Raw genomic sequence first — 24,174 nt, forward strand, 5'->3', positions numbered from 1 at the left:
GGTGGACGGGTGGACGGGTGGGGCGTACTTCAGGCGTCGTGGGACGTGGTTCAGGCGTCGGGCGGCGGTGTGGGGCGGGCGGGGGCCGTTGACGGGCGTCTGCGGGAGCGGAGCAGTTCGACGGCGAGCGGGGCCAGCGATACCAGCACCACCAGGGCGACCAGCGGCAGCAGATAGCGGTCGACGTTCGGTACCGACGTGCCCAGGGCGTATCCGGCGAGGGTGAGGCCGAGCGTCCAGAGCAGGCCGCCCGCGATCTGCCAGAGGGCGAAGGTGCGGGCGGGCACGCCCAGGGCGCCGGCCAGCGGGTTCAGTACGGTGCGGACGACCGGGACGAAGCGGGCGAGGACGATGGCCTTGCCGTGGCCGTAGCGGGCGAGGAACTCCTCGGCGCGGGCGGCGCCCTCGTGCAGCCGGCGGGCGCGGCTGCGGGCCAGCAGGGCACGGCCGCCGCGCCGGCCGATCCAGTAGCCGGTCTGGGATCCGGCGAGCGCACCGACGGCGGCGGCCGTGAGGACCTGGGGCAGTACGAGGTGGACGGCGCCGCCGGTGCCCGGGGCGCACAGCAGTCCGGCGGTGAACAGCAGGGAGTCGCCGGGCAGGAAGAAGCCGATCAGCAGCCCGGTCTCGGCGAACAGCACAACGGCGACACCCAGCGCGCCGAACGCGGCCAGCAGGGAGCCGGCATCGAGCACGTTCACGGCCTGGACGACCCCTGTCACCTGTGGAAATGCGGCGGCAGCGGACATGTCAGCGGCCCCTCCCATAATGGGTTGCGGGCCCGGCTTCCGGCCGGCCCGACCGACTACAGTCCCGTAGACGGTCTACGGAACTGTAGACGACGAAAAGGTGAAGGGCGTTCCATGTCGGAGACATCACCCGTGCAGCGGCGCCTGGCCGGGGAGCTGGAGGCGAGCGTGCTCGCGGCGCTCTGGGCGGCCGGCGGGCCGCTGAGCCCCGCCGAGGTACAGAGCGCGCTGGGCGGCCGGCTCGCGCGGACCACTGTCACCACGATCCTCACCCGGCTGCACGACAAGGGGGCGGTCTCCCGCGCCCGGGCCGGCCGCGGTTTCGTGTACTCCCCCATACAGGACTCCGCGGGGCTCACCGCCCGGCGGATGCGCAGCGAACTCGACAAGCAGGACGACCGCGGCACCGCGCTCGCCCGCTTCGTCTCCCAGCTGACCAGCGAGGACGAGCAGTTGCTGCGGTCCCTTCTGGAGGGCGCGGAAGGCGCCCCCGAGGGACCGGGGGCCGGCTCACAGCCCGGCCCCGGCCCTGGCGCCGACCCCGGCACCGCCCCCGGCCCCGGTGCCGCACCATGATCTTCGCCGTATGGATCCCCCTGCTGATGCCGCTGCTCGCGGTGCCGGCCGCCCGCCGTCTGGCGGAGTCGCTGCCGCCGCGCGCCGCGGCCTGGCTGCTGACCGGCTGCGCGGTCGCGCTGGCCGGCTGTACGACCGCGGCGCTCGGCCTGCTGCTGACCGCCGGGGCGCTGCGACTGCCGCCGGTCGCCGCCCTGGGCCATCTCTCCCTGCCGCTGCTGGGCGGCGATCCGGTCGTGTCGGTCCCCGCCGCCGGTGCCGCCGCCGGTCTGCTCGGCGCCGCCGCCCTCGCCGTCGTCCACCGCGCCCGCCGCCACCACACCGAACTGCGCACCGCCCGCCTCGCCACCGACGCCCACCACACCTCCGGCGATCTGTGCGTCCTGCCGCACGCCGCGCCCGACGCCTACGCCCTGCCGGGACGGCCGGGACGGGTGGTGGTCACGGCCGGGATGCTGCGGGCGCTTCCCCCGGACGAGCGGGAGGCGCTGTTCGCCCATGAGCGTGCCCATCTCGCGGGCCGGCACCATCTCTTCCTGCTCACGGCCGCGCTGGCCGCGGTCTGCCACCCCCTGCTCCGGTCCCTGCGCGCCCCGCTGGCCTACGCCCTGGAGCGCTGGGCCGATGAAACCGCCGCGTCCCGGGTGGGCGACCGCCGCGTCACGGCCCGCGCCATCGGCCGCGCCGCGCTGGCCGCCCGCCCCGCCGCCGCGGACGCACACCGCCCCGGCACCGTCCTCGCCGCGACCACCGGCCCGGTGCCCCGCCGGGTCGCCGCCCTGCTGGCCCCCGAACGGCCCGCGGCCCCTCCGCCGCGCACCGCCGTCCACGGCCGCCGTCTGATCGCCGCGGCCGCCCTGCTGGCCTGTCTGGGCTTGTCCGCGGCCTCCGCCCTGGACGCCGCGACGGATCTCCACGAGACGGTGGAGGTGGCCCAGGGGGCCGGTTCGCTGCGCTTTGCCTCTGCCCACGTTTTTGGGTTTCCCGCCGTTTCGCCTGCGGCGGGGCGGGTCCGCGGCGCTTCGCCTCGCCCCGTTTTCGGCTTTCCCGCCGTGACGCCTGCGGCGGGCCAGGTCCGCTGCGCTTCGCCTCGCCCCGTTTTCGGCTTTCCCGCCGTGACGCCTGCGGCGGGCCAGGTCCGCTGCGCGGGGCTGTGGGTGCGGTGACGGACCTCCGGGGCAGGGGTGTGGGACTGCTTCGCTTTACGTCCCACACCCCTGCCCCTCCGGCCCGTCCCCTCCCGTGGGTGAGTAAGTGAATGTGGATGGGGGCGGGCCACGGTCGTAGGCATTTCCACGTGTTCCACGAGCAGCACCGGACCACCCACGCCCACCCCCACCAGCCTTTCCCCACCCTCCAACGGGAGGGGACGGGCCGGAGCGGGTGGGGTGCCGGACGTAAAGCGAAGCAGTCCGGCACCCCACCCGCGCAGGCCCGTCACCGCACCCACAGCCCCGCGCAGCGGACCCGCCCGCCGCCAGGCGCAGGCGCAACGGCGGAAAAGCCCAAAGCGAGGCGGAGGCAAAGCGCAGCGGATCGGCCCGCCGCCAGGCGCAGGCGCAACGGCGGAAAAGCCCAAAGCGAGGCGGAGGCAAAGCGCAGCGGATCGGCCCGCCGCCAGGCGCAACAAAGAGAAACCCCCACGGCGGGACAGCCGAAAACGGGGCGGCGACAAAGCGCAAAAACGTGGACCTAGGCCCCCGGCCCCCGGCCAACCGTGAAGCCCAGCACTGCGCCACCCCCCGACCGCCGCGCGGCAAACGCATGGCCGCCGTGGGCGGTGGCGATCTCGCGGACGATGGCGAGGCCGAGTCCGGAACCCGGCAGACCGCGGGCCACCGCGGCCCGGTAGAAGCGGTCGAAGACCCGGGTGAGGTCGGCGTCCGCGATACCGGGGCCGCGGTCCAGCACCTCGATGCGGGCTCCGGTGACGACGACCTCGATCGGCTCGGTCCCGCCCGCGTCGAATTTGGCGGCGTTCTCCAGCAGGTTGGTGAGCGCACGGTGCAGCGCGGCGGACCGGCCCTCGACCACCGCCGGGCGGACGGTCCGTACGGTGATCTCCCGGCCGGTGCGGCGACGCGCCGAGGCGGCCGCCTTCTCGGCGACCTCGGCCAGGCTCACCTCTGAGAGCGGGTCGTCGTCCCGCTGCCCGGCCGCCAGATCCACCAGCTCATTGACCAGATCGCTGAGTTCCCGGGCCTCGCCCGCCAGATCGGCCAGCAGCTCGTCGCGGGCGTCCGGCGGCAGTTCCTCGAACCGCTTCAGCAGCGAAATATTCGTACGGAGCGAGGTCAGCGGGGTCCGCAGCTCGTGGCCGGCGTCCTGGACGAGGCGCTGCTGGTCCTGGACGGCGCTGGCCAGCCGGCCGAGCATGTCGTCGAAGGCCCGCCCGAGCCGGGCGACCTCGTCCCGCCCCGCCACCGGGACCGGGACGTCCAGCCGTCCGTGCTCCGCCACGTTCTCGGCGACCGAGGTCAGCCGCACCAGCCGGCCGGTGATCCGGCGCGCCAGCCACCAGCCGCCCGCGCCGGACAGCGCGATGACCGCGGCGGCCAGCAGGGCGGTGCGCTGCTGCAGGGCGGAGAGCAGATCCTCGGTCTCGCTGAACTTCTGCGCGACCTGTACGGCGCCACGGCCGCCGCCGAGCGCCACGGTCGCCACGTGGTACTCCTCGTCGCCGATCTCCGCTTCCCGCTCGGCGAGGTGGCCGGCGCGCGCGTCACCGGCGACCCGGCGTTCCCCGGCACCGGCCGGGAGGGCCGGGCGCCCCGCCTCCACGATCCGGCCGTCGGCGCCCAGGATCTGCACATCGGTACGGGTGGGCCGGGTGAGGTCGTCGCGCGGTCCGTCGTGGTCGGGGTCGACGGTCGTGTAGTCGGTGGGCTCGAACGGCTTTTCCTGGACCTGGGTCCGCAGATCCCGTACGACCTGCGAGAACACCGACCTCTCGTCGACCCGCACCAGCCGGGCCGCCGCGTCGTAGCTGAGGAACCCGACCAGGACGGTCACCGCGGCCGCCCCCGTGGCGAACGCCACCGCAAAGGCGGTGCGCAGGCTGGCGGGTTTACGGGTGCGCAGCCAGGCGGCCGACCCGCCCCTGCGCCAGGAGCCCGCCCAGGCCCGCAGCCGGGCGCGCAGCCGAGCCCACAGCCGGGGGCCGGCCGGGACGCGTGACCCGGTGCCGGATCGGTCGCGGGCCCGGGACATCTCAGTCCTCCCGCAGCACGTAACCGACGCCACGCACCGTGTGGATCAGCGGGCGGCTGCCCGGGACATCGACCTTGCGCCGCAGATAGCCCACGTACACCGCGAGGTTCTTCGAGCCGGGACCGAAGTCGTAGCCCCAGATCCGGTCGTAGATCGTCGAATGGTCCAGGACGATTCCGGCGTTGCGGGCCAGCAGCTCCAGCAGCTCGAACTCGGTCCGGGTCAGCTCCAGCTCCCGCTCTCCGCGCCAGGCGCGGCGCGAGGGCCCGTCGATCCGCAGATCCGCGGCCTCGACGACACCGCTGTCCGCCGCCCGCGCGTCATACGGCCCCTCGGCCTCCTCGGCCTCGTCCGTCACACCGGGCCCGGCGCCCGCACCGCCCTCGTCCGTCGCCGTCCCCGCCGTCGTCCGCCGTAGCAGTGCCCGCAGCCGGGCGAAGACCTCCTCGACCTCGAACGGCTTGACCACGTAGTCGTCGGCACCGGCGTCCAGACCGGCGATCCGGTCCGCGGTCTCGACCCGGGCGGTGAGCATCAGGATCGGGGTGCGGTCCTGCTCGGCCCGCAGCACCTGGCACACCTGCAGCCCGTCGATCCCCGGCATCATCACGTCCAGCAGGATCACATCGGGCCGCTCGCGGTGCGCGGCGGCGAGCGCCTGGATCCCGTCGGCGACAGCGGTGACCCGGTACCCCTCCAGGGTCAGGGCACGCTCCAGCGCGGTGCGGATGGGCCGGTCGTCCTCGGCGAGCAGTACGGAATGGGTCACGCGGCAAGTCTGCCAAGGGCCCGGAGGTGCGATGCCGGGCGGCCGGTCCCGCCGGCGCTTTCTTACCCGGATCTCACCCGTGGTTCTTACCGGGCTCTCACCCTCGCCACGCCATCGGCTTACCCCTTACCGCCACGGTGACCCGGTGCCGGACGGGCCGGTCGCGACGACGCGGCCGCGAGCGTACCGGCCGGTCGGACGACTCGGCACATCTCGGGAAGAGCACCACACCGTATGAAGATCACCCTCCTGCTGCACAACGCCTACGCCATCGGCGGCACCGTCCGCACCACCTTCAACCTCGCCGCCGCGCTCGCCGACCGGCACGACGTCGAGATCGTCTCGATGCTGCGGCACCGCGAGGTCCCGCGCTTCACCGTGGACCCCCGGGTGCGGCTGGTGCCGCTGGTGGACACCCGCGTCGGCAGCGAGGACATGGCCGATCCGCTGTTCGGTGAGCCCGCGCAGGACTTCCCGCTCGCCGAGAAGCGGCACCACCAGTACAGCCGGCTGACCGACGTCCGGGCCGCGGAGTTTCTGCGCACCACCGAGGCGGATGTGCTGATCGGCACCCGGCCCGGCATCAATGTCTACCTGGCGCGGTTCGGCCCCCGCCGGGCCCTGCGGATCGCCCAGGAACACCTGCGCCACGACGCCCACAGCAAGCGGCTCCGGGCCGAGATCGCCCGCCATTACCGGACGCTGGACGCCCTGGTGACCACCACCGAGGCGGATGCCGCGGTCTACCGCGCGCGGATGCCGATGCCGGGCGTACGGGTCCTGTCGGTGCCGAACATCGTGCCCGCACCGGACGGACCGCCGTCCCAGGGCACCTCGAAGGTGATCGCGGCGGCCGGCCGGCTGGTCCGCGGCAAGCGCTTCGACCTGCTGATCGAGGCGTTCTCCGCGGTCGCCGCCAAGCACCCCGACTGGCGACTGCGGATACACGGCGGCGGCGCCGAGCGCGCACAGCTCCAGGGGCTGATCGACGGGCTCGGGCTGAACGGGCAGGCGGAGCTGACCGGGCCGCGTTCCCCGATAGAGGCGGAGTTCGCCAAGGCGTCGATCGTCGCCTCGGCCTCGGACGCCGAGTCCTTCGGCATGACCCTCGTCGAGGCGATGCGCTGCGGCGTTCCCGTCGTCAGCACCGACTGCCCGCTGGGTCCGGGCGAGATCATTCACGACGGTACGGACGGGCTGCTGGTGCCGCGCGGCGACGGCCGGGCGATGGCCGGCGCACTCCTCCAGCTCATCGAGGACCCGCAGCGCCGCCGCGACATGGCCGGGGCCGCGCTGGAGAGCTCGCACCGCTACGACCCGGAGCCGATCGCCGAGCGCTACGAGGTCCTTTTCCAGGAGCTGCGGTCGACGCGCGCCGCCCGCGCCTGGCGGCGCAGCCTCGCGCGGGCCCGGGCCGTCGCCCGGCGGCTGGTGCGGCGCGCCCTGCGGCGCTGAAGCCCAGTCCCCGGGCCGCGGGCCGGTCCGGGGACGGCAAAACCGGACCCGCCGCAACGCGACCGTCGCACAGGGACTCCGTTTGCCCGTCACGCGAGGACTCCCCTTGACCGCGGTACAAGGCCTCAACTTGACCGCGGTACAAGGAACTTCCCGACCACAATCTGGCGTCCCCGGTGGCAAACATGCTGAACTGCTGGAACGAGACTGCTTCGCACGCAGGGACGCCGGCTCGAAGAAGCATCTGATCACCGGAGTGCGGAAACACGAGGAACACCCGGCACCACGGCAACGCAGTCGAGGATTCACGCAGTTGACGCTTCGAATCCGCAGGTCCGATCGGCAGGAGGCCGTTCATGCTGCATGGTGTCGATGTCAGCTCCTACAACACCTCGTACTCCGCCGAGGGGTTGGACTTCGTTTTCGTCAAGGCCACCGAAGGCCGCTCCTACATCAATCCGCACCAGTCCGCACAGGTGTCAAAGGCCCGTAAAGCGGGCTGTGTGGTGGGTTTCTACCACTTTCTGTGGCCGGACAATATCGCCGCCCAGGCGAAATACTTCGTCGAGAAATGCGCCTCGGTCCAGGGCGACCTCCTCGCCTGCGACTGGGAGCGCACCGGCGAGGGGACCTACGCGAGCAATGCGCAGAAGGACCAGTTCCTGCGCGCGGTGAAGAAGCTCCGCCCCACCCACCGCGTGCTGCTCTACTGCAACCGCGACTTCTGGCTCAACCACGACACCACGTCCTACGCGGCCGACGGCCTGTGGATCGCCGACTACGTCTCCGCCGGACATCCCCGGATCAAGGCGAAGTGGCGCATTCACCAGTACACCGACCAGCCGCTGGACAAGGACGTCGCGGACTTCTCGACCAAGGCCGCCCTCAAGAAGTGGGCGCACCCGGCATAAGGTTTGCTGTCGGCGCGCCTTTCCGCGCCGCCGGAAAAACCGCGCGTACGCAGAGCAGCAGACCGAATGAGAACACTGCGTAGGCGGCACGGGAACAACGTGTCACCGCACCACGCGGCGCGGCACGAGAACACGATGCAGACGCAGCACGGGCGCAAGCCGATGCCGCACGAGAACAAGAGGAGCAGCCGTGACCGACCCGGCGTCCAAGGCCCTGCAGCAGGAGATCGCCCGGGATCTCCAGGTGACCGCGTCCTTCGACGCCGAGCAGGAGATCGAGCGCCGGGTGGCCTTCCTCACGGAGCGGCTGACCTCCACGGGCCTGCGCTCGCTGGTCCTGGGGATCAGCGGCGGCGTCGACTCCACGACCACGGGCCGGCTCTGCCAGCTCGCCGTGGAGCGGGCCCGCGCCGCCGGGCACGGGGCGGCGTTCTACGCGATGCGGCTGCCGTACGGCGTCCAGGCGGACGAGAAGGACGCCCGGCGGGCGCTGGAGTTCATCCGCGCCGACCGGGAGCTGACCGTCGACATCCGCCCGGCGAGCGATGCGGCGCTGCAGGCCGCGGTGGACGGCGGGCTCGTCTTCCGTGACGCCCACCACCAGGATTTCGTCCAGGGCAACATCAAGGCGCGCCAGCGCATGATCGCGCAGTACGCCGTCGCGGGCGCCCATGACGGCCTGGTCGTGGGCACCGACCACGCGGCCGAGGCGGTCTCCGGCTTCTTCACGAAGTTCGGTGACGGCGCGGCCGATGTGGTGCCGCTCACCGGACTGACCAAGCGCCGGGTACGCGCGGTGTCGGCGGCGCTGGGCGCCCCCGGCGAGCTGGTGCACAAGGTGCCGACGGCGGACCTGGAGACCCTTGACCCGGGCAAGCCGGACGAGGACGCGCTCGGTGTGAGCTACGACCAGATCGACGACTACCTGGAGGGCCACCCGGTCGATGCCGCGGCCGCCCAGGCCATCGTCCGCCGCTACCGCCTCACCGAGCACAAGCGGGCACTGCCGGTCGCGCCCTGAGGGCGCGGGGCCGGGGGGTCTCGGCCGGGGGTTCTCCCCCGGCCCCGGCATGGCCGTCCCGCTCCCCGTCCTGTCATGGAGCGGCAAGGCGACCGTCACCGTCCCGGTGCTAAATCGTGGGCGTGAGCGGGCATGCATCCGGCCATGGGAAGCCGCGAAGTGCGATCGGAAGATCAACTGTCAGTGGGTCCGCCTACGCTCCGAGGCATGGGTTACGCAAACCTGCGCGAACTCCGGTCCGCGCTGACCACCGCCTCCGACCTTGCCTCGTCCCTGCAGTCCGCGCCGACCCGGCGCGATGCGGACCAGCTCGTCGACGTCCTCCGGCAGGCACTGACCGCTGCCGGCTCGCTGGGGGCGGAGACCGGCCCGACCGGCTGCGCCCTCCATCCCCACGGCGCGGTCGACCCGTTGTACGGCGACCCGGAAGATCCCCTTCCGTCGGGCTACGGAAAGTGCCTGCTCTGCAACGACCGCCGGCGCCGGGCGGACGCCCACCCGGTGCACGCCCGCCCGCATCCCCGTCCGCATCCACGCTGGCGGCGCCGGCTGAGCGCCTAGATGTGCTGTCCGGGCAGGTCGGTGACGCACGTCCCCGGACCACCGGCCGGGCCCCGTCCGGCGGGACAGGACTACCATCCGCGCATGCGACCTGCCACATACAGCGATGAGGACCTTGAGCAGCACTCCCTCCGGCGACGGGTGCCCGACGACGGGCAGCGGTCCGGCTTCGAGCACGACGTCGACCGGATCCTGTATTCGACCCAGTGGCGGGCGCTGGCCGGCAAGAGCCAGGTGGTGGCGAGCGCCGAGCTGGGCGCGTACCACACCCGGCTGACCCACTCCATGAAGGTGGCGCAGCTCGGCCGGCGGATGGCGGAGCGGCTGGAGCGCCGGTACGGCGGGCCCAGTCCGGCGCTCGTCGAGGCGGCGTGCATGGCCCACGACATCGGCCACCCGCCCTTCGGGCACGCGGGTGAGCTGGCGCTGCGCGCCACGATGGACGACCTGCACTTCGCCGACGGTGTACTGGACAGCTTCGAGGGCAATGCGCAGACCCTGCGGGTGCTGACCTTTCTCGCCGCCCACAAATACCCGGGCCATCGCGGACTGCACCTGACCCGCGCCTGTCTGGACGCCGCCACCAAATACCCGTGGGAGCGGGCGCCCGTCGACCAGGACCCGGCGCGGCATGTGAAGTGGGGGGTGTACGTCGCCGACCGGGAGGCGTTCTCCTGGGTGCGGGCCGGCCGTACGGACACCGCCGTACCGGTCGAGGAGCAGGTCATGGACTGGGCGGACGATGTCACCTACGCCTGCCACGACGTGGAGGACTTCTACCGTACGGGCCTGATTCCGCTGGCCGCGCTGTTCCCGCCGGACGGGGCGGCGGGCGCCGACACCGAGCGGGAGACCCGCCGTTTCCTGGACTACGTACAGGCCAAGCGGGCGCGCGAGGGCGAGCACTTCGACCGCGACGCGGCGCTGGTGATGATGGCGGACATCGGCAAGCGGCTGGCGGTGCCCGCTCCGTACAGCGGCAGTCATGAGGACGCGGTCGCGGTCAATCGCCGCACCTCCGATCTGATCTCGTACTTCACCCGTGGGATCGAGCTGGAGGTGGGCGGCGAGGCGGCGATCCGCTACGGCGCGCGGCTGGTGATCCCGCCGGAGCGGCGGGCCGCCTGCGATCTGCTCAAGGAGCTGGTGTGGTGCTACGTCATCGACCGCCCCGCGCTGGCCACCCAGCAGCACGGCAAGCGGCGGGTGGTGAGCGAGCTGCTGCGCTGGACCCATGACGCACCCGAGCTGCTGCCGCCGGACCGCGCCGAGGAGCTGGCGCTGCACGGCGACCGGCTGCGTGCCTGCGCGGATCACGTGGCCTCGCTGACCGAGGACCAGGCGCTGGCCCTGCACCGGCGGCTGTCCGGCACCGGTCTGGGGTCGGTCAACGACAACGTGTGGCTGTGAGGGAGCAGGTGAGCCCCGGGGGCCGGGGCCCGGTGCCGTTCCACAACGGCCCGGCCCGGCCCCGCCACCGGCACTCCGCCGCTATCCGGCCCCTTCCCGCGGACGTTCCGCCCCGTCCGCCGAGCGCTCGGCTTCGCCCCGCGGCTTCTTCTCCGGCCGGAGCGCGATACGGCCGAGCACCGCGGCGACGATCAGCGCGGCCACCGCGATCAGTGCATAGTCCGGTACGGCGTTCCCGATCCGCGCCGCCCATTCCTCGGCCCGGAATTCGTCGTCCGCGTCGAGGATTCCGGGCAGCGCACTGGTTCCGTTGAAACGCAGGAACAGCACGCCGATACCGATGAAGAACAGCCCGGACAGCACCGAGGTGGTGTGCAGCCGCAGCTTTCCCAGGGTGAATTCACGGCCCCGCAGCCAGCCCCGGGTGCCGAGTTTGCAGCGGTCCCACAACAGCGCCAGCACGAACAGCGGCAGCGCCATGCCCAGCGCGTAGACGGCGAGCATCGAGGCGCCGTACACAGGTGAGCCGCTGACCGCCGTCACCGTCAGCACCGCGCCGAGAATCGGGCCCGCGCAGAAGCCGGCGAGCCCGTAGACACAGCCGAGCAGAAAGGTGGAGACGGCGGAGCGCGGGGTGATCCTCGCCGCGGCCGCCTGGGCACGCCGGGAGGCGAAGCCCAGGCCGAGGATCTGGGCCAGCCCCATCGCGATGACGACCCAGCCGCCGACGGCGATCAGCAGATCGCGGTGGCCGTTGAACAGCCGGCTGGCCACCGTACTGGCCGCGCCGAGCGGCACCAGCGTCGTGGCCAGCCCCAGATAGAACACGCCGGTACGGGCCACCAGCCGGCCGGGCGTCGAGAGCGAGTACGCGAAGAACGCGGGCAGCAGCAGCGCGCTGCACGGGCTGAGCAGCGCCAGCGCACCGCCCAGGAACGCCGCGAGGTAGCCGATGTCGTTCATTCCCCGGCCCCCTTGGCCGCCGGCCCGTTCTTGTCCGCCGTCCCCTTCTTGTCCGCCCGCGCCGCGGCGTCCTTGATGCCCTGGGCGAAGACCTCGGCGGGCTGGGCCCCGGCGACCGGCCGGCCGTTGATGAGGAAGGACGGCGTGGACTGCACCCCGAGCTGGTACCCCTCGGCCTGGTCCTTCTTCAGCGCCCGCTCGGCGTCCTCGCTCTTCATGTCCGTACGGAACTTGTCGATATCGGCCACACCGCTGCTGCGGGCCAGCTCGACGAGCTTGTCCTCGGCAAGCGCCGTGCCCTTACGGGTCTTGGCGTACAGCTTGTCGTGGAGCTGCCAGAACTTGCCCTGCTGCCCGGCGGCCCAGGAGGCACGGGCGGCCCGCTCGGAGTCGGCGCCGAAGACGGTGAAGTTGCGGAATTCGATGCGCAGGGTGCCCGCGTCGACGAACTTCTTGATCAGTCCGGGCTGGGTCTCGCGGGTGAAGCGGCCGCAGAACGAGCACTGGTAGTCGGCGTATTCGACCAGGACCACGGGGGCGTCCTTCCGGCCGACGGCCAGCGGATCGCCGTCCTCGCGCCGGCTGGTCCGCTGGGCGAGGTCGTCGAACATCTTCTGCTGTGCGGGGTCCTCCTCGGGCGCGGCGGAGGCGGCGGCCTCGGGGGCATTGCTGCGGCCGGTGCCGCGGTCGCCCTCGACGGACTTGCCGACGGCGACCCCGATGGCGATGACGGCCACGACAAGGGCGATGACCGCGCCGATGGCGGCCAGTTTGCGGGTGGGAGAGGCGGAAACGGGCATGCGGAAGCTCCAGACGTACGGAGGGGAAGGTCAGGCCGTGTGCGTCGGGGCAGCGGCCTATATCCGCAGTACGGGCAGGAGCGGGGTGCGGTCGCGGGCGGGCGCGCTGTCGGTCGGTGGCCGGGCGAGCGCGTGCTGCGCGGGCAGATCCACGGCGAGCGGCCCCGGGCCGGTGGTGGCGGGGGCCAGGGGCTCACCGCGGTGCGGTGTGGGCAGCGGGGCGGACTCCGCAGGCCCCGGGGCATGCCGGTTCGAGCACTTCTTGGGCGCATGGGCCACGGCGATGGGGGCACCGGGGTCGAGCCGCGGGCCGCCGGTGGCGGCAGACGGCCGTGCCGGTGCGTACCCGTCCGGCGATGCGTGCCCGTCCGCGGGTCCGTCCCCGTCCGCCGATGCGTCGCCGTCCGCCGGGCTCGCGGCCGGGTGCGCCGCCGCCGGGGAGGCCGCCGTCGCGGCGCCCGCCCTCCAGGCCGCCGTGGCCGCTGCCGACCGGCCTGCCGACCAGGCCTGGTCGCCGCCGATGCGGCACAGCAGCGGCCCGAAGGTGACGGCGAGGAGGAGCAGCAGCGTCAGCGTGGCCGAGCGGCGCACGTGGTGCATGTCCCCTCCTCTCCGGGCCCGGTGCGCGAACATGAATATCCCATCCTACGGATCGTCATCGCGCGAGCGGAGCACCGACCGGAGCGGACCTCAGGGCCGTCGGGGCACAGGAACCGCCGGGGCGAGGGGGCCGTCGGGGCACAGGCGCCCAGGGGCAAGCCGGGCCGTGCCGTGCCGCGCCGCCCCCGGGGGCCGGCAACCCGGCCCTCAGCGGTCGGCGATCCGCATCTCGAACCAGGTGGTCTTGCCGCGGGGCAGCAGATCCACCCCCCAGCGGTCGGAGAGCTTGTCGACGAGGAAGAGGCCGCGGCCGCTGAGGTCCATCTCCTGGACCGGCATCAGGCAGGGCAGGCCGCGGGACGGGTCACGCACCTCGATCCGGATCCAGCCGCGGCGGCGGAGCATCCGCAGCCCGAACGTGCGGGCGCCGGTGTGCCGCACGGCGTTGCCGACGAGCTCGGACACCAGCAGCACGGCGTGCTCGGCGAGCTGGGGCGTCAGGGCCCACTGTCCGATGAGTACGGCGGCGGTCAGCCGGCGGGCGATGCCCGCGGACTGGGGGCGCGAGGGCAGCCGCACCTCACCGAGAGCCGGGTCACCGACCGGATCGGGGGCCGCAAAAGCCGGTGCGCGAGGGGCCGGTGCGGTGTCTGCGTCCGGACCGGGGATGCCCCATCGCGCGGCGGCCGGATCGCTCCGCGGCCGCGGCTGCTCCATTCCTTCGAGGCCCGCCATGCGTCCCATCATGGCCGTTGCCTCGCGTCCAGGGGAGCGGAACCGACGGAATCGATTGTCCGGAATCGTCGGTTCCAGCCCTCCGGTGAGACATATGCCAACGGCAGTTAAGGGTCCGGCCCATCCCGGCTGACCTGGCAGGACGCCGGTCCTGCGCGGAAGCGTCATGGCGCCTCAACAAGGTTGCCTTAAGGCGCAATTAAGCCTTCCTTCGTTCGCCCACACGAGGCATTGCGCCCGGCCCAAACCTCAGAAGTACCGCCAACAACAGCCGTTTCAGCGGAACTTGGCCTTGCCCGGCCCTTCCTCGACGAAGCTGCGCATGCCGGTCTCCCGGTCCTCGGTCGCGAACAGCCCCGCGAACCAGTTGCGTTCGATCGTCAGGCCGGTGTCGATGTCGGTCTCCAGGCCGCCGTCGACGGACTCCTTGGCGGCCCGCAGCGCCAGCGCGGGACCGGCCGCCAGCCGCGCCGCCCAGGCGTGCGCCTGCTCGTAGACCTCCGCGGCCGGCACCACCCGGTCGACCAGGCCGAGCGCAAGGGCCTCGTCGGCCTTCACATGACGTCCGGTGAAGATCAGGTCCTTGGCCTTGGACGGGCCCACCAGCCGCGCCAGCCGCTGGGTGCCGCCGGCCCCGGGGATGAGACCCAGCAGGATCTCCGGCTGGCCGAGCTTGGCGTTGTCGCCCGCGATCCGGAAGTCGGCGCAGAGCGCCAACTCGCAGCCCCCGCCCAGCGCATAGCCGGTGATCGCGGCGACCACCGGCTTGGGGATCCGGGCCACGGCGGTGAACGAGTCCTGCAGGGCCTTGGAGCGCACCACCATGGCCGGGTGGTCCATGGCCTGCATCTCCTTGATGTCCGCGCCGGCCGCGAACACCTTCTCGCCGCCCCAGACGACGACGGCACGCACATCGTCGCGGCGGGTGACCTCCTCGGCCAGCTCGCGCAGCCGGTCCTGGGTGGCGATGTCCAGTGCGTTCATCGGCGGACGGTCCAGGCGGATGGTGCCTACGCCGTCGGCGACCTCGAGATTCACAGTCATGCGGGAAGGTTAGTACGCGTTAACGGCATCGGGCCCGGTGCACTGCGTCACAGTGCACCGGGCCCGGTCGCCTTCCGGCCGCCCTGCCTACTGGCGGGCCTTCCACTTCTCCCAGGAGAGGTTCCAGTCGCTGAAGCCGTTGTCCGGCTGGATCGTTTCGTCGTGGGAGTTCTTGACGATGACCACATCGCCGACGACGGAGTTGCGGAAGAACCACGCCGCCGGGGTGGAGCCGTCGCCGCCACCGCGCTGGTCGAAGAGGCCCACGCAGCCGTGGCTGGCGTTGCGGGTGCCGAAGGTCGCGCTGCCCGACCAGTAGTTGCCGTGGATGAACGTGCCGGACGTGCTCAGCCGCATCGCATGCGGGACGTCCTTGATGTCGTACTCGCCGCCGAAGCCGACGGTGTCGCCGTTCATCCGCGTCACCAGGTGCTTCTCGCTGATCACCATCTTGCCGTTGTACGTCTCGGTGCCCGGCGCGCCCGAGGTGATCGGGATGGTCTTGATCTTCTTGCCGTCGCGGACCACGGTCATCTTCTTCGACCCGGCGTCGACCGTGCTGACCTGGCTGCGGCCGACGGTGAAGGAGACCTCCTTGGCCTGGGTGCCGTAGACCCCGGGCCGGCCCTCGACGCCGTTGAGGTCGAGCTTGAGGGTGACCTTGGTGCCGGCCGCCCAGTACTTCTCGGGGCGGAAGTCGAGCCGGTCGTTGCCGAACCAGTGACCCTCGACGGGGACCGACGGCTTCGCGCTGACCTTGATGGCGTCCTCGACGGCCTCGGTGTCGGTGATACCGCGGGTGAAGCGGATCGAGACCGGCATCCCGACGCCGACCTGCTGGCCGTTCTCGGGGGTGTACCGGCCGATGAAGGTGTTCTTCGGGACGAGGGTGGTGAAGCGGGAGTGCTCGGCGGCCTCCCGGCCCTTGCCGTCCACCGCTATGGCGTCGACGGTGTACTCCGTCGAGGCGCCGAGGTGGCCGCTCGGCTGCCACAGGGCGCCGCTGCCCGCCATCTTCCCGTCGACCTCGTTGCCCTTGCCGTCCTTGACCTTGACGGACTTGAGCCTGCCCTTCTGCGCGGTCACCTTCAGCGCGCCGCTGGTGGCGACGTCGTGCGCACCGTCCTTGGGCGCTATCGTCACGGCCGCCTGCGAGGCGTCCTTCTCCCCGCCCGCCTTGCCGGCCCCTTTGCCGTCATCGACGTCACCGCCGCATGCGGTCACCAGCAGCAGCATCACGCCGACCAGCAGGGCCGGAGCACCCCCGCCCCTGACCGGCCACCGACGCCGGCGAGCCGGCACCCCCGAATTCGGCTGGACGTTCACGACTGCCCCTTCCCCCTCGCACGGCCTGCGGTCCCCGCGCGCGCGGACGCGGACAGCCGCGCGCTTGCCGTTAGATAACCACACCGCGGTGACAGTGAACTCCCCGTGAACGTCACCGTTTAGTCCCAACTGCGGGGGTGGTGCGGAGGCAGGGGGCGGACGGCCGCCGAGACGGCCGCCGGTCAGCGCTGCGCGGACCCGGCCCGCCACAGCTCCCAGGGCATGTTCCAGCCGCCGAGGCCGTTGTCCGGCGCGACCGTACGCTCCGGGGAGTGCTCCACCACGACGGTGTCGCCGACGATCGAGTGGCCGAAGAACCAGCCGGCCGGGGTGTGGGGGCCGCCGCCCTTGATGTCCTTCAGCCCGACGCAGCCGTGGCTGGTGTTGAGCCCGCCGAAGACCTCGGGCGGGGCCCAGTAGTTGCCGTGCAGGAAGGTGCCTGACCTGGTGAGCCGCATGGCGTGCGGCACATCCGGGATGTCGTACTCGGCACCGAAGCCGACGGTGTCGCCGTCCATCCGCGTCATCGACTGCCGCTCCAGGATCACCATCTTCCCGTTGTAGGTGGGGTTCGCGTCGTCGCCCGCGGTGACCGGCAGGACCGCCACCACCCGGCCGCCCTGGCGCACCGTCATGGTGTGCCGGGCGGCATCGATGGTGCTGACCTGGTCCCGGCCCACCCGGTAGTGGACGGTCCGGCGCTGCGTCCCGTAGGCGCCCGGCCCGGCCTTCACCCCGCGCAGCCGCAGATCCACCGTGATCCCGGTGCCCGGCCGCCAGCGCTCCCGGGGCCGGAAGTCCAGCCGGCGGTGGCCGAACCAGTGGGCGGCGATCGCGACGGCGGGGCGGGCGCTGACCTTGACGGCGCGTTCGACGGCCGCCCGGTCGGCGACCGGCCGGTTGAAGACCAGCGAGAAGATCAGGCCGGAGCCGACCGTGGCGTCGCCCTGCGGCGAGAAGTGGGCGGTGAAGCGGCGGACGGGCACGGAGGTGGTGAAGGTGGTGTGGCGGGCCGAGCGCCGGCCCGCACCGTCCAGCGCCACCGCGTCAACGGTGTACTTCGCGCCGGGCTGGAGGCGCCGGGCCGCCGGGCGCCAGGTCATACCGTCCGGGGTGATCCGCCCGGCGACGGGCTGCCGGCCGGCGCCCCCGGTCCGGCTGACCTCGACCCGCTCCAGCCGCCCCTCGGGCACCCGGATCTCGAACCGCCCGTCGGCCCGTACACCGTGCGCCCCGTCGTGCGGGACGACCCTGATCGCCGCCGCCGGGGAGCGCGGCTTGCCGCCGACGAACCCCTCGGCGTCCCCGCAGCCGGCCAGCGCCACCGCCCCGGCGAGCCCGGCCGCGGCGGCGAGGACGACGCGGGCCCGGCGGGCCGCCCGCACCGCCGCTCGCCCGCCCGGCCGGCCCGGCACCCGGCCCGGCCCCCTGCCCCGCGCCCGGCCCTGCTCCCGGCTCTGCGCTCGGTCCCCTGCTCGGTTCTGCTGATGGGCGGTCATATACCGAATTGTGACGGATGATGCCCAGGTTGGGAGGTATGCCGCGTAACGGGATGTCACGGGCAGTGCGGGACAGGCCGCTGAGCCCCCGCCGCGGGAAGCGTGAGGCAACGCCCGGTTGCGGGAAGAACAACGGGGAGGGCGGGGGACACCTGCACGGCCGGACTCTCCCGGTGGACGCCGGGGGTACCCCGTGCCGGGGCCCGCCGCCCGACCGAGCCATGAGCCGCAGGAGGCCGGCACGTGTCGAGCGCACCCGAGCAGGAGGCGGTGGCGGATGAACCACTCGCCCCACCCGCGGATATCCGCCCCGGCAGCCCCACACCACTGGGCGCCCGCTATCGCACCGGCCCCGACGGCATCGCCGGCACCAACTTCGCCCTGTGGGCGGGCGGCGCCGAGGCCGTGGAACTGTGTCTCTTCGACGACGCGGAGCGCGAGACGCGCCATGCGCTGACCGAGCTCACCCATGAGATCTGGCACGGCTTTCTGCCCGGCGTCCACCCCGGCCAGCGCTACGGCTACCGGGTGCACGGCCGCTGGGACCCCTGGAGCGGCGCCCGCTGGAATCCGGCGAAGCTGCTGCTGGACCCGTATGCCAGGGCCGTCGACGGCGACTTCGGCACCCGTACGGAACCGTCCGCCGCGGGGTCGGCGCTGCCGGCCCCGCTCTACGGCCATGTCCGTGACTGGCCGGAGCAGCAGGTCGCCGACACCGTGCGCGACGACCGGGACTCGGCGCCGTACGTCCCCAAGGGCGTCGTGGTCGGCGAGGACACCGGGGACGAGGGCGGCGTCGACGAATGGCAGGACGACCGCCGGCCCAAAACGCCCTGGCCGGATTCCGTGCTCTACGAACTGCATGTGCGCGGTTTCACGATGCGCCATCCCGGTATCCCGGAGCGGCTGCGCGGCACCTATGCGGGGCTCGCGCACCCCGCGGCGCTGGAGCACCTGGTCCGGCTCGGCGTCACCGCCGTCGAGCTGCTGCCGGTCCACCAGTTCGCGCACGAGGACCACCTGGTGCGCCGGGGGCTGCGCAACTACTGGGGCTACAACTCGATCGGCTACTTCGCGCCCCATGCCGGATACGCCGCCACGGGGACCCGGGGGCAGCAGGTCGGCGAGTTCAAGCGGATGGTGCGGGCGCTGCACGACGCGGGTATCGAGGTGATCCTCGACGTCGTCTACAACCACACCGCGGAGGCCGGCGAGCTGGGCCCGACGCTCTCCCTGCGGGGCATCGACAACCGCGGCTACTACCGGCTGGCCGGCGAGGCCCGCCGTTACACCGACTACACCGGATGCGGCAATACCCTGCACGTCGTCCAGCCCCATGTCCTGCGCCTGATCACCGATTCGCTGCGCTACTGGGTCACCGAGATGGGCGTGGACGGCTTCCGCTTCGACCTGGCGGCCGCGCTGGCCCGCTCCATGCACGATGTCGACATGCTCTCGCCGTTCCTCGCGGTGATCGCCCAGGACCCGGTGCTGCGCCGGGTCAAACTGATCGCCGAGCCCTGGGACGTGGGCTCCGGCGGCTATCAGGTCGGTGCCTTCCCGCCGTTGTGGACGGAGTGGAACGACCGCTACCGCGACACCGTCCGCGACTTCTGGCGCGGCGCCCAGCACGACGTCCGCGACCTGGGCTACCGGCTCTCCGGATCGAGCGACCTCTACGCCTGGGGCGGCCGCCGCCCCTACGCCTCGGTCAACTTCATCACCGCGCACGACGGCTTCACCCTCCGTGACCTGGTCACCTACGAGCACAAGCGCAACGCGGACAACGGCGAGGGCAGCCGCGACGGCACCGGTGACAACCGCTCCTGGAACTGCGGCGCCGAGGGCGAGAGTGACGACCAGGAGGTCCGTGCGCTGCGCCGCCGCCAGCTGCGCAACCTGCTGACCACTCTCCTGCTGTCGACGGGCGTGCCGATGCTGGTCGCCGGCGACGAGATGGGCCGCACCCAGCACGGCAACAACAACGCCTACTGCCAGGACAACGAGACCAGTTGGCTGGACTGGTCGCTGCTGGACGACCCGGAATGGCGCCCGCTGGCCGGCCTCGCCGCCCGCCTCATCGCCCTGCGCCGCGCGCACCCCGTGCTCCGCCGCCGGGCGTTCTTCTCCGGGCGGCCGCACCGGCAGGGCGGTCTGCGCGACCTCGCGTGGTTCACCGCGGACGGTACGGAGATGACCGAACAGGACTGGTACACCCCGGGGGCCACGCTGGGCATGTACCTCTCCGGGAACGACATCTCGCAACGCGATGCCCGGGGCATCCGCATCGTCGACGACAGCTTCCTGGCCGTGCTGCACGCGGCCGACCGGCCCTGCCCGTTCACCCTCCCCGGACCGCCCTGGGCCCGCGCCTACGAACTCCTCGTCGACACGGCACGGGAGGACCAGCCGGGGGCGGCGCAGCCGCCGTACCCGGCGGGCGGCTCGCTCACGCTGGCCGGGCGGTCGGTGGTGCTGTTCCGGGCCGTGCCGGGCTGAGGACGGCCCGGGGCGGCGGTCCGGCGGCGGGGCGGCGGTCGCGCGGCGCGAGAACAGCGGGCGGGGCCGCCGGGCGGAAAATGGCATGAGCGTTGTCAGTGACGCGCCTTACGCTCGCGAGTGATGGCCGACACCGCGCACACCTCGCCCCCGCCCGACCGGACCGACTTACCCCGGCAACCCCAGCACTCCGCAGTGCGCTCGCTGTTGCGCCTGTGGCCGTTCATCCGCCCGGTGCGGGCGCGCATGGGCACCGCCGCGTGCGTGGCGGTACTCGCCTCGTGCATCAGCCTGATCATCCCGCTGGTGCTCAAGTGGCTGGTGGACGGGCCGGTGACCGGGCGCGATCCGGGCGGGATCTGGCTCGGTGGCGCCTTCCTGCTGCTCCTCGGGCTGGCGGAGGCGCTGTTGTTCGGACTGCGGCGCTGGCTGGTGGCGCGCCCGCTGGCCGGGGTCGAGGCGGCGATGCGCGAGGCGCTGTACCGCCATGTGCAGCGCCTGCCGGTCGCCTTCCACGACCGCTGGCCCTCGGGCCAGTTGCTGTCGCGGGGGACCACCGACCTTCAGCTGTTGCGGATGTTCTTCACCTTCCCGCTGACGTTCCTGCTCGTCAACGGGGTGACCATCCTGGTGGGCGCGGTGATCCTCATGGCCCAGCGCTGGTCTCTGGGCCTGGTGCTGCTGGCACCGGTGCCAGCGCTGATGGTGCTGTGCTCGGTCTTCGAGACGAAGTACGGGCGGGCCGCCCGCCAGGCCCAGGACCAGGTCGGCGATCTGACGACGGTGGTCGAGGAATCGGTGCTCGGCATCCGCATCATCAAGGGCTTCGGACGCCACCGCAGCCAGGCCCGGTCCTTCCGGAAGCTGACGCATGCGCTGCGTACCTCCGAACTCCGCAAGGCCCGGCTGCTGGCCTGGATCCTGGTCTGCATCACCACCCTTCCGCAGATCGCGATCGGCGGCGCCCTGGTGCTCGGCTCGCTCCAGGTGGCCGACGGCGAGCTGTCCGCGGGCACCCTCGTCGCCTTCCTCTCGACCGCTCTGGCGCTGCGCTGGCCCGTGGAGTCGATCGGCTTCCTGCTGGCCATGGCCAACGAGGCGGCAACGGCCACCGACCGGTACTTCGAGGTCATGGACGAGCCCGCGGTGGAGGAATCGGCGACGGGCGGGGAGACCGGGGGCGTACGGGCCGAGGACGCACGGGCGGGGGACGCACGGGCCGGTGACGCACCGACCGGAAACGCACCGCGCGTGGGCGCACCGGCCACCACCGCACGCCCCACGGACGCCCCGGCCCCGCCCGTCCCCGCGTCGCCCGGCACCGGCGGACTGGTCTTCTCCGGCGTCGAGTTCCGCTACCCCGATGCGCCGCCGGACGCCCCGCCCCTCCTCAAGGACGTCACCCTGCACATCCGGCCCGGCGAGACGATGGCGCTGGTCGGGGCGACGGGCAGCGGGAAGACCACACTGACGGCGCTGGTGCCGCGGCTGTACGACCCGACCGCGGGCCGGATCACCCTCGACGGGCGCGATCTGGCGACGCTCAGCCGGGACGAGGCCCGTGCGCTGGTCGCGGTGGCCTTCGAGGAGCCCACACTCTTCTCGGCGACCGCCGCGGAGAACGTGCTGATGGGCGGAGAGGGTGCGCAGGACAGCGATCTCCGGCGGGCGCTGGCGGTGGCACAGGCCGAAGGATTCGTCGACGCCCTCCCCGAGGGCAGCGCGACGCAGGTCGGCGAGCAGGGGCTGAGCCTGTCCGGCGGGCAGCGGCAACGGCTCGCCCTGGCCCGTGCGGTGGTCGGCCGGCCGCGCTTCCTGATCCTCGACGATCCGCTCTCCGCCCTCGATGTGCACACCGAGGCGCTGGTGGAGGCGGAGCTGCGCCGGGCCCTGGCGGCCACCACCGCGCTGGTCGTCGCCCACCGGCCGTCCACGGTCCTGCTCGCCGACCGGGTGGCGCTGCTGTCCGGCGGCCGGATCGCCGCCGTCGGCACCCACCACCAACTGCTCCGGGACAACCCCGAGTACGCCCTCTTGATGTCCGGCGAGGGAGAGAGCGCCCGATGACCACCACCGCAACCGGCCTCCCGCCCGACGACCCCGAGGAGCACCGCGCCCCGCAGCAACGGCCGCCTGCCACACCGCACTCCCCCCAGACCGAGGGCCCCTCGGAGACCGGGAGCTCGCCGGAGGCCGAGGGCATCCCGGAGACCGGGAGCTCCCCCGCCACCGACGCCTTCGCAGACGATCTGCTCCCCACCCCCAAGGGGGCCTCACGCACCCTCCTGGCCTCCCTGCTGGCGCCGCACCGGCGCCGGGTCCGCTGGGTGGCCGTTGCGCTGCTGCTCCAGCAGGCCGCCGTGCAGGCCGGTCCGCTGCTGGTCGCCTACGCGCTCGACAGCGCGGTGCCGGCCCTGCGGGCGGGCGATCACGGGCCGCTGATCGCCGTGGCGGTGGCGGCGGTGCTGTGCGCGGTGGCGTCCGGCGGGCTGCAGTTCGGCTTCACCCAGCTCTCCGCCCGGGTCAGCCAGGATGTGCTGCTCGACCTCCGCGGCCGGATCTTCCGGCATGCGCAGGCGCTGAGCCTGGACTTCCACGAGCGCTATACGTCCGGCCGGCTGATCTCCCGCGCCACCACGGACGTGGAGTCGCTGCGTGAACTCCTCGAGGAGGGGCTGCAGGAGCTGATCACGATCGTGCTCTCGGCGGTCTACATCACCGCCACCCTGATCTGGCTGGACTGGGGATCCGGCGCGGCCGCCCTCGTCTCCGCCGGGCCGCTCGCCCTCCTCGTACGCCGCTTCCGGCGCCGTTCGCACCGGGTCTACAGCGCGAAGTCCACGGCGATGGCGGGCGTCATCGTGAAGTTCACCGAGACGCTGGGCGGCATCCGCCCGGTACAGGCGTTCCGCCGCGAGCGGACGAACGACGCCGCCTTCGCCCGGCTGAACCGCCGGCACGCCCGGATCAACGGCGACACCTCCCTGGAGATGGCGCGCTACGTCGTCTCCTCCCGGCTGGTGGCCAACACCGCGGTCGCCGCGCTCGTCCTGTGGGGCGCCTACCGTGTGGCCACGGGAGGGCTGGCGCTCGGTGTGCTGGCAGCCGGGGTGCTCTACCTCCGGCGGCTGTACGACCCCATCGACCGGCTCGGGATGTTCCTCAACGCCTATGAATCCGCCGCCGCTTCCCTCCAGAAGGTCGCCGGTCTGCTGGCCCTCCGCCCCGGCGTGCCGGAGCCCGCGGAACCCGCCGCGCTGCCGGCCGTCGCGGCGGGCCGGCCGGGCCGCGAGGTCGCCTTCCACGGCGTCCGGTTCGCCTACCGCTCAGGCGGCGAGGTGCTGCCCCGCTTCGATCTGACCCTGGCTGCGGGCACCACCGTCGCCGTGGTGGGTGCCACCGGCGCCGGCAAGTCCACCCTCGCCAAGCTGCTGGCCCGCTTCTACGACCCCACCGAGGGCGAAGTGCTGCTCGACGGCGTCGATCTGCGGGAGCTGCCGGCCACCGCCCTGCGCCGCGGTGTCGTCATGGTCACCCAGGAGGCCTTCCTGTTCTCCGGCACGGTCGCCGACAACATCGCCCTCGGCCGCCCGGACGCCACCCGCGCGGAGATCGAACACGCCGCGAAGGCCCTCGGCGCCCATGACTTCATCACCGCTCTGCCGGACGGCTACGACACCGATGTCCGCAAGCGCGGCGGCCGGATCTCCGCCGGCCAGCGCCAACTGGTCGGCTTCGCCCGCGCCCTGCTCGCCGACCCCGCCGTCCTCATCCTCGACGAGGCCACCAGCTCGCTGGACATCCCCGGCGAACGCGCGGTACAGCGCGCCATGGCCACCGTGCTGCAAGGCCGTACGGCCCTGGTGATCGCGCACCGCCTCTCGACCGTAGAGATCGCCGACCGGGTCCTGGTCATGGCCGACGGCAGGATCGTCGAGGACGGCCCGCCGAAGGAACTCATCGCCGGACGGGGCCGGTTCGCCGCGCTGCACCAGGCGTGGCGGGAGAGCGTCGGGTAGCCGGCCCCGCCGGACGTGCCGTAGGTG

Annotated in this window: 20 protein-coding genes; 10 read left to right on the forward strand and 10 right to left on the reverse strand. The window is 72.9% G+C overall.

The genetic code is table 11. The features are described 5' to 3' along the window. Window positions 1-50 precede the first annotated feature (50 nt). On the reverse strand, window positions 51-749 hold the full coding sequence (locus OHS81_RS10415; RefSeq protein WP_328384532.1) for a DedA family protein: 699 nt from the start codon (window positions 747-749) through the stop codon (window positions 51-53). 114 nt (window positions 750-863) lie between these two features. Here OHS81_RS10415 and OHS81_RS10420 point away from each other — a divergent pair, with 114 nt between their 5' ends. Further along, window positions 864-1,325, forward strand: a complete 462-nt coding sequence (locus OHS81_RS10420) for a BlaI/MecI/CopY family transcriptional regulator (protein ID WP_328384534.1) — start codon at window positions 864-866, stop codon at window positions 1,323-1,325. Further along, window positions 1,322-2,491, forward strand: a complete 1,170-nt coding sequence (locus OHS81_RS10425; RefSeq protein WP_328384535.1) for a M56 family metallopeptidase — start codon at window positions 1,322-1,324, stop codon at window positions 2,489-2,491. Before OHS81_RS10420 ends, OHS81_RS10425 begins: the two co-directional genes overlap by 4 nt. A gap of 526 nt (window positions 2,492-3,017) precedes the next feature. Here the strand turns inward: OHS81_RS10425 and OHS81_RS10430 are convergent. Together OHS81_RS10430 and OHS81_RS10435 are read right to left on the reverse strand one after the other, a co-directional pair. Then, window positions 3,018-4,535: a sensor histidine kinase gene (locus tag OHS81_RS10430; RefSeq protein ID WP_328384536.1), complete on the reverse strand. Its 1,518-nt coding sequence runs from the start codon at window positions 4,533-4,535 to the stop codon at window positions 3,018-3,020. A 1-nt stretch (window position 4,536) separates the two neighbouring features. Further along, the gene (locus tag OHS81_RS10435; protein WP_328384537.1) at window positions 4,537-5,304 is read right to left on the reverse strand and encodes a response regulator transcription factor; all 768 of its coding nucleotides are present in this window, start codon (window positions 5,302-5,304) and stop codon (window positions 4,537-4,539) included. A gap of 234 nt (window positions 5,305-5,538) precedes the next feature. Between OHS81_RS10435 and OHS81_RS10440 the strand changes: the two genes are divergently transcribed. The 5 genes from OHS81_RS10440 to dgt all read left to right on the forward strand — a co-directional run bounded on the left by OHS81_RS10440 (window position 5,539) and on the right by dgt (window position 10,662). Next, window positions 5,539-6,759, forward strand: coding sequence for a glycosyltransferase family 4 protein (locus OHS81_RS10440; protein ID WP_328384538.1), 1,221 nt, complete (start codon window positions 5,539-5,541; stop codon window positions 6,757-6,759). Window positions 6,760-7,115: 356 nt separating this feature from the next. Then, on the forward strand, window positions 7,116-7,670 hold the full coding sequence (locus OHS81_RS10445; protein ID WP_328384539.1) for a GH25 family lysozyme: 555 nt from the start codon (window positions 7,116-7,118) through the stop codon (window positions 7,668-7,670). A gap of 190 nt (window positions 7,671-7,860) precedes the next feature. After that, window positions 7,861-8,691 carry an ammonia-dependent NAD(+) synthetase gene (gene nadE / locus OHS81_RS10450; RefSeq protein WP_328384540.1) on the forward strand — a complete coding sequence of 277 codons (831 nt, stop codon included), beginning with the start codon at window positions 7,861-7,863 and terminating at the stop codon, window positions 8,689-8,691. Window positions 8,692-8,898: 207 nt separating this feature from the next. After that, window positions 8,899-9,252, forward strand: coding sequence for a hypothetical protein (locus tag OHS81_RS10455; protein WP_328384541.1), 354 nt, complete (start codon window positions 8,899-8,901; stop codon window positions 9,250-9,252). Between the two features lie 84 nt (window positions 9,253-9,336). Continuing rightward, complete coding sequence (gene dgt / locus OHS81_RS10460; protein ID WP_328384542.1) at window positions 9,337-10,662, forward strand: dGTP triphosphohydrolase; 1,326 nt, start codon at window positions 9,337-9,339, stop codon at window positions 10,660-10,662. Window positions 10,663-10,743: 81 nt separating this feature from the next. Here the strand turns inward: dgt and OHS81_RS10465 are convergent, their stop codons facing one another. From OHS81_RS10465 to OHS81_RS10495, 7 genes are all read right to left on the reverse strand, one after another. Then, window positions 10,744-11,625, reverse strand: a complete 882-nt coding sequence (locus tag OHS81_RS10465; protein WP_328384543.1) for a cytochrome c biogenesis CcdA family protein — start codon at window positions 11,623-11,625, stop codon at window positions 10,744-10,746. Further along, window positions 11,622-12,425, reverse strand: coding sequence for a DsbA family protein (locus tag OHS81_RS10470; RefSeq protein WP_328384544.1), 804 nt, complete (start codon window positions 12,423-12,425; stop codon window positions 11,622-11,624). The genes OHS81_RS10465 and OHS81_RS10470 overlap by 4 nt, the downstream gene beginning before the upstream one ends. Before the next feature lie 57 nt (window positions 12,426-12,482). After that, window positions 12,483-13,025 (reverse strand): hypothetical protein, encoded by a 543-nt coding sequence (locus OHS81_RS10475; protein ID WP_328384545.1) that lies wholly within the window; start codon window positions 13,023-13,025, stop codon window positions 12,483-12,485. A 207-nt stretch (window positions 13,026-13,232) separates the two neighbouring features. After that, on the reverse strand, window positions 13,233-13,760 hold the full coding sequence (locus OHS81_RS10480) for an ATP-binding protein (protein WP_328384546.1): 528 nt from the start codon (window positions 13,758-13,760) through the stop codon (window positions 13,233-13,235). Window positions 13,761-14,036: 276 nt separating this feature from the next. Beyond that, window positions 14,037-14,804, reverse strand: coding sequence for an enoyl-CoA hydratase/isomerase family protein (locus tag OHS81_RS10485; protein WP_260635696.1), 768 nt, complete (start codon window positions 14,802-14,804; stop codon window positions 14,037-14,039). Window positions 14,805-14,891: 87 nt separating this feature from the next. Beyond that, window positions 14,892-16,130 (reverse strand): L,D-transpeptidase, encoded by a 1,239-nt coding sequence (locus OHS81_RS10490; protein ID WP_443058677.1) that lies wholly within the window; start codon window positions 16,128-16,130, stop codon window positions 14,892-14,894. A gap of 182 nt (window positions 16,131-16,312) precedes the next feature. Next, entirely contained in the window at window positions 16,313-17,629 is a 1,317-nt protein-coding gene (locus OHS81_RS10495; protein ID WP_328384547.1) for a L,D-transpeptidase, read from the reverse strand. Window positions 17,630-17,872: 243 nt separating this feature from the next. On the opposite strand from OHS81_RS10495, the gene glgX reads away from it, so the two are divergent. The 3 genes from glgX to OHS81_RS10510 all read left to right on the forward strand — a co-directional run bounded on the left by glgX (window position 17,873) and on the right by OHS81_RS10510 (window position 24,147). Further along, the gene (glgX, locus tag OHS81_RS10500) at window positions 17,873-20,128 is read left to right on the forward strand and encodes a glycogen debranching protein GlgX (RefSeq protein WP_328384548.1); all 2,256 of its coding nucleotides are present in this window, start codon (window positions 17,873-17,875) and stop codon (window positions 20,126-20,128) included. A gap of 123 nt (window positions 20,129-20,251) precedes the next feature. Continuing rightward, complete coding sequence (locus OHS81_RS10505) at window positions 20,252-22,195, forward strand: ABC transporter ATP-binding protein (protein ID WP_328384549.1); 1,944 nt, start codon at window positions 20,252-20,254, stop codon at window positions 22,193-22,195. Continuing rightward, on the forward strand, window positions 22,192-24,147 hold the full coding sequence (locus tag OHS81_RS10510) for an ABC transporter ATP-binding protein (protein WP_328384550.1): 1,956 nt from the start codon (window positions 22,192-22,194) through the stop codon (window positions 24,145-24,147). The genes OHS81_RS10505 and OHS81_RS10510 overlap by 4 nt, the downstream gene beginning before the upstream one ends. Window positions 24,148-24,174 lie beyond the last annotated feature (27 nt).

The sequence above is a fragment of the Streptomyces sp. NBC_00400 genome, assembly GCF_036048035.1.
Classification (GTDB): Bacteria; Actinomycetota; Actinomycetes; order Streptomycetales; family Streptomycetaceae; genus Streptomyces.

Excerpts from the sequence above, each read along its gene's own strand:
- OHS81_RS10415 (WP_328384532.1), bottom strand. The coding sequence starts at position 749 with ATGTCCGCTGCCGCCGCATTTCCACAGGTGACAGGGGTCGTCCAGGCC.
- OHS81_RS10420 (WP_328384534.1), top strand. The coding sequence starts at position 864 with ATGTCGGAGACATCACCCGTGCAGCGGCGCCTGGCCGGGGAGCTGGAG.
- OHS81_RS10425 (WP_328384535.1), top strand. The coding sequence starts at position 1,322 with ATGATCTTCGCCGTATGGATCCCCCTGCTGATGCCGCTGCTCGCGGTG.
- OHS81_RS10430 (WP_328384536.1), bottom strand. The coding sequence starts at position 4,535 with ATGTCCCGGGCCCGCGACCGATCCGGCACCGGGTCACGCGTCCCGGCC.
- OHS81_RS10440 (WP_328384538.1), top strand. The coding sequence starts at position 5,539 with ATGAAGATCACCCTCCTGCTGCACAACGCCTACGCCATCGGCGGCACC.
- OHS81_RS10445 (WP_328384539.1), top strand. The coding sequence starts at position 7,116 with ATGCTGCATGGTGTCGATGTCAGCTCCTACAACACCTCGTACTCCGCC.
- OHS81_RS10455 (WP_328384541.1), top strand. The coding sequence starts at position 8,899 with ATGGGTTACGCAAACCTGCGCGAACTCCGGTCCGCGCTGACCACCGCC.
- dgt (WP_328384542.1), top strand. The coding sequence starts at position 9,337 with ATGCGACCTGCCACATACAGCGATGAGGACCTTGAGCAGCACTCCCTC.
- OHS81_RS10465 (WP_328384543.1), bottom strand. The coding sequence starts at position 11,625 with ATGAACGACATCGGCTACCTCGCGGCGTTCCTGGGCGGTGCGCTGGCG.
- OHS81_RS10470 (WP_328384544.1), bottom strand. The coding sequence starts at position 12,425 with ATGCCCGTTTCCGCCTCTCCCACCCGCAAACTGGCCGCCATCGGCGCG.
- OHS81_RS10475 (WP_328384545.1), bottom strand. The coding sequence starts at position 13,025 with ATGCACCACGTGCGCCGCTCGGCCACGCTGACGCTGCTGCTCCTCCTC.
- OHS81_RS10480 (WP_328384546.1), bottom strand. The coding sequence starts at position 13,760 with ATGGCGGGCCTCGAAGGAATGGAGCAGCCGCGGCCGCGGAGCGATCCG.
- OHS81_RS10485 (WP_260635696.1), bottom strand. The coding sequence starts at position 14,804 with ATGACTGTGAATCTCGAGGTCGCCGACGGCGTAGGCACCATCCGCCTG.
- OHS81_RS10495 (WP_328384547.1), bottom strand. The coding sequence starts at position 17,629 with ATGACCGCCCATCAGCAGAACCGAGCAGGGGACCGAGCGCAGAGCCGG.
- OHS81_RS10505 (WP_328384549.1), top strand. The coding sequence starts at position 20,252 with ATGGCCGACACCGCGCACACCTCGCCCCCGCCCGACCGGACCGACTTA.
- OHS81_RS10510 (WP_328384550.1), top strand. The coding sequence starts at position 22,192 with ATGACCACCACCGCAACCGGCCTCCCGCCCGACGACCCCGAGGAGCAC.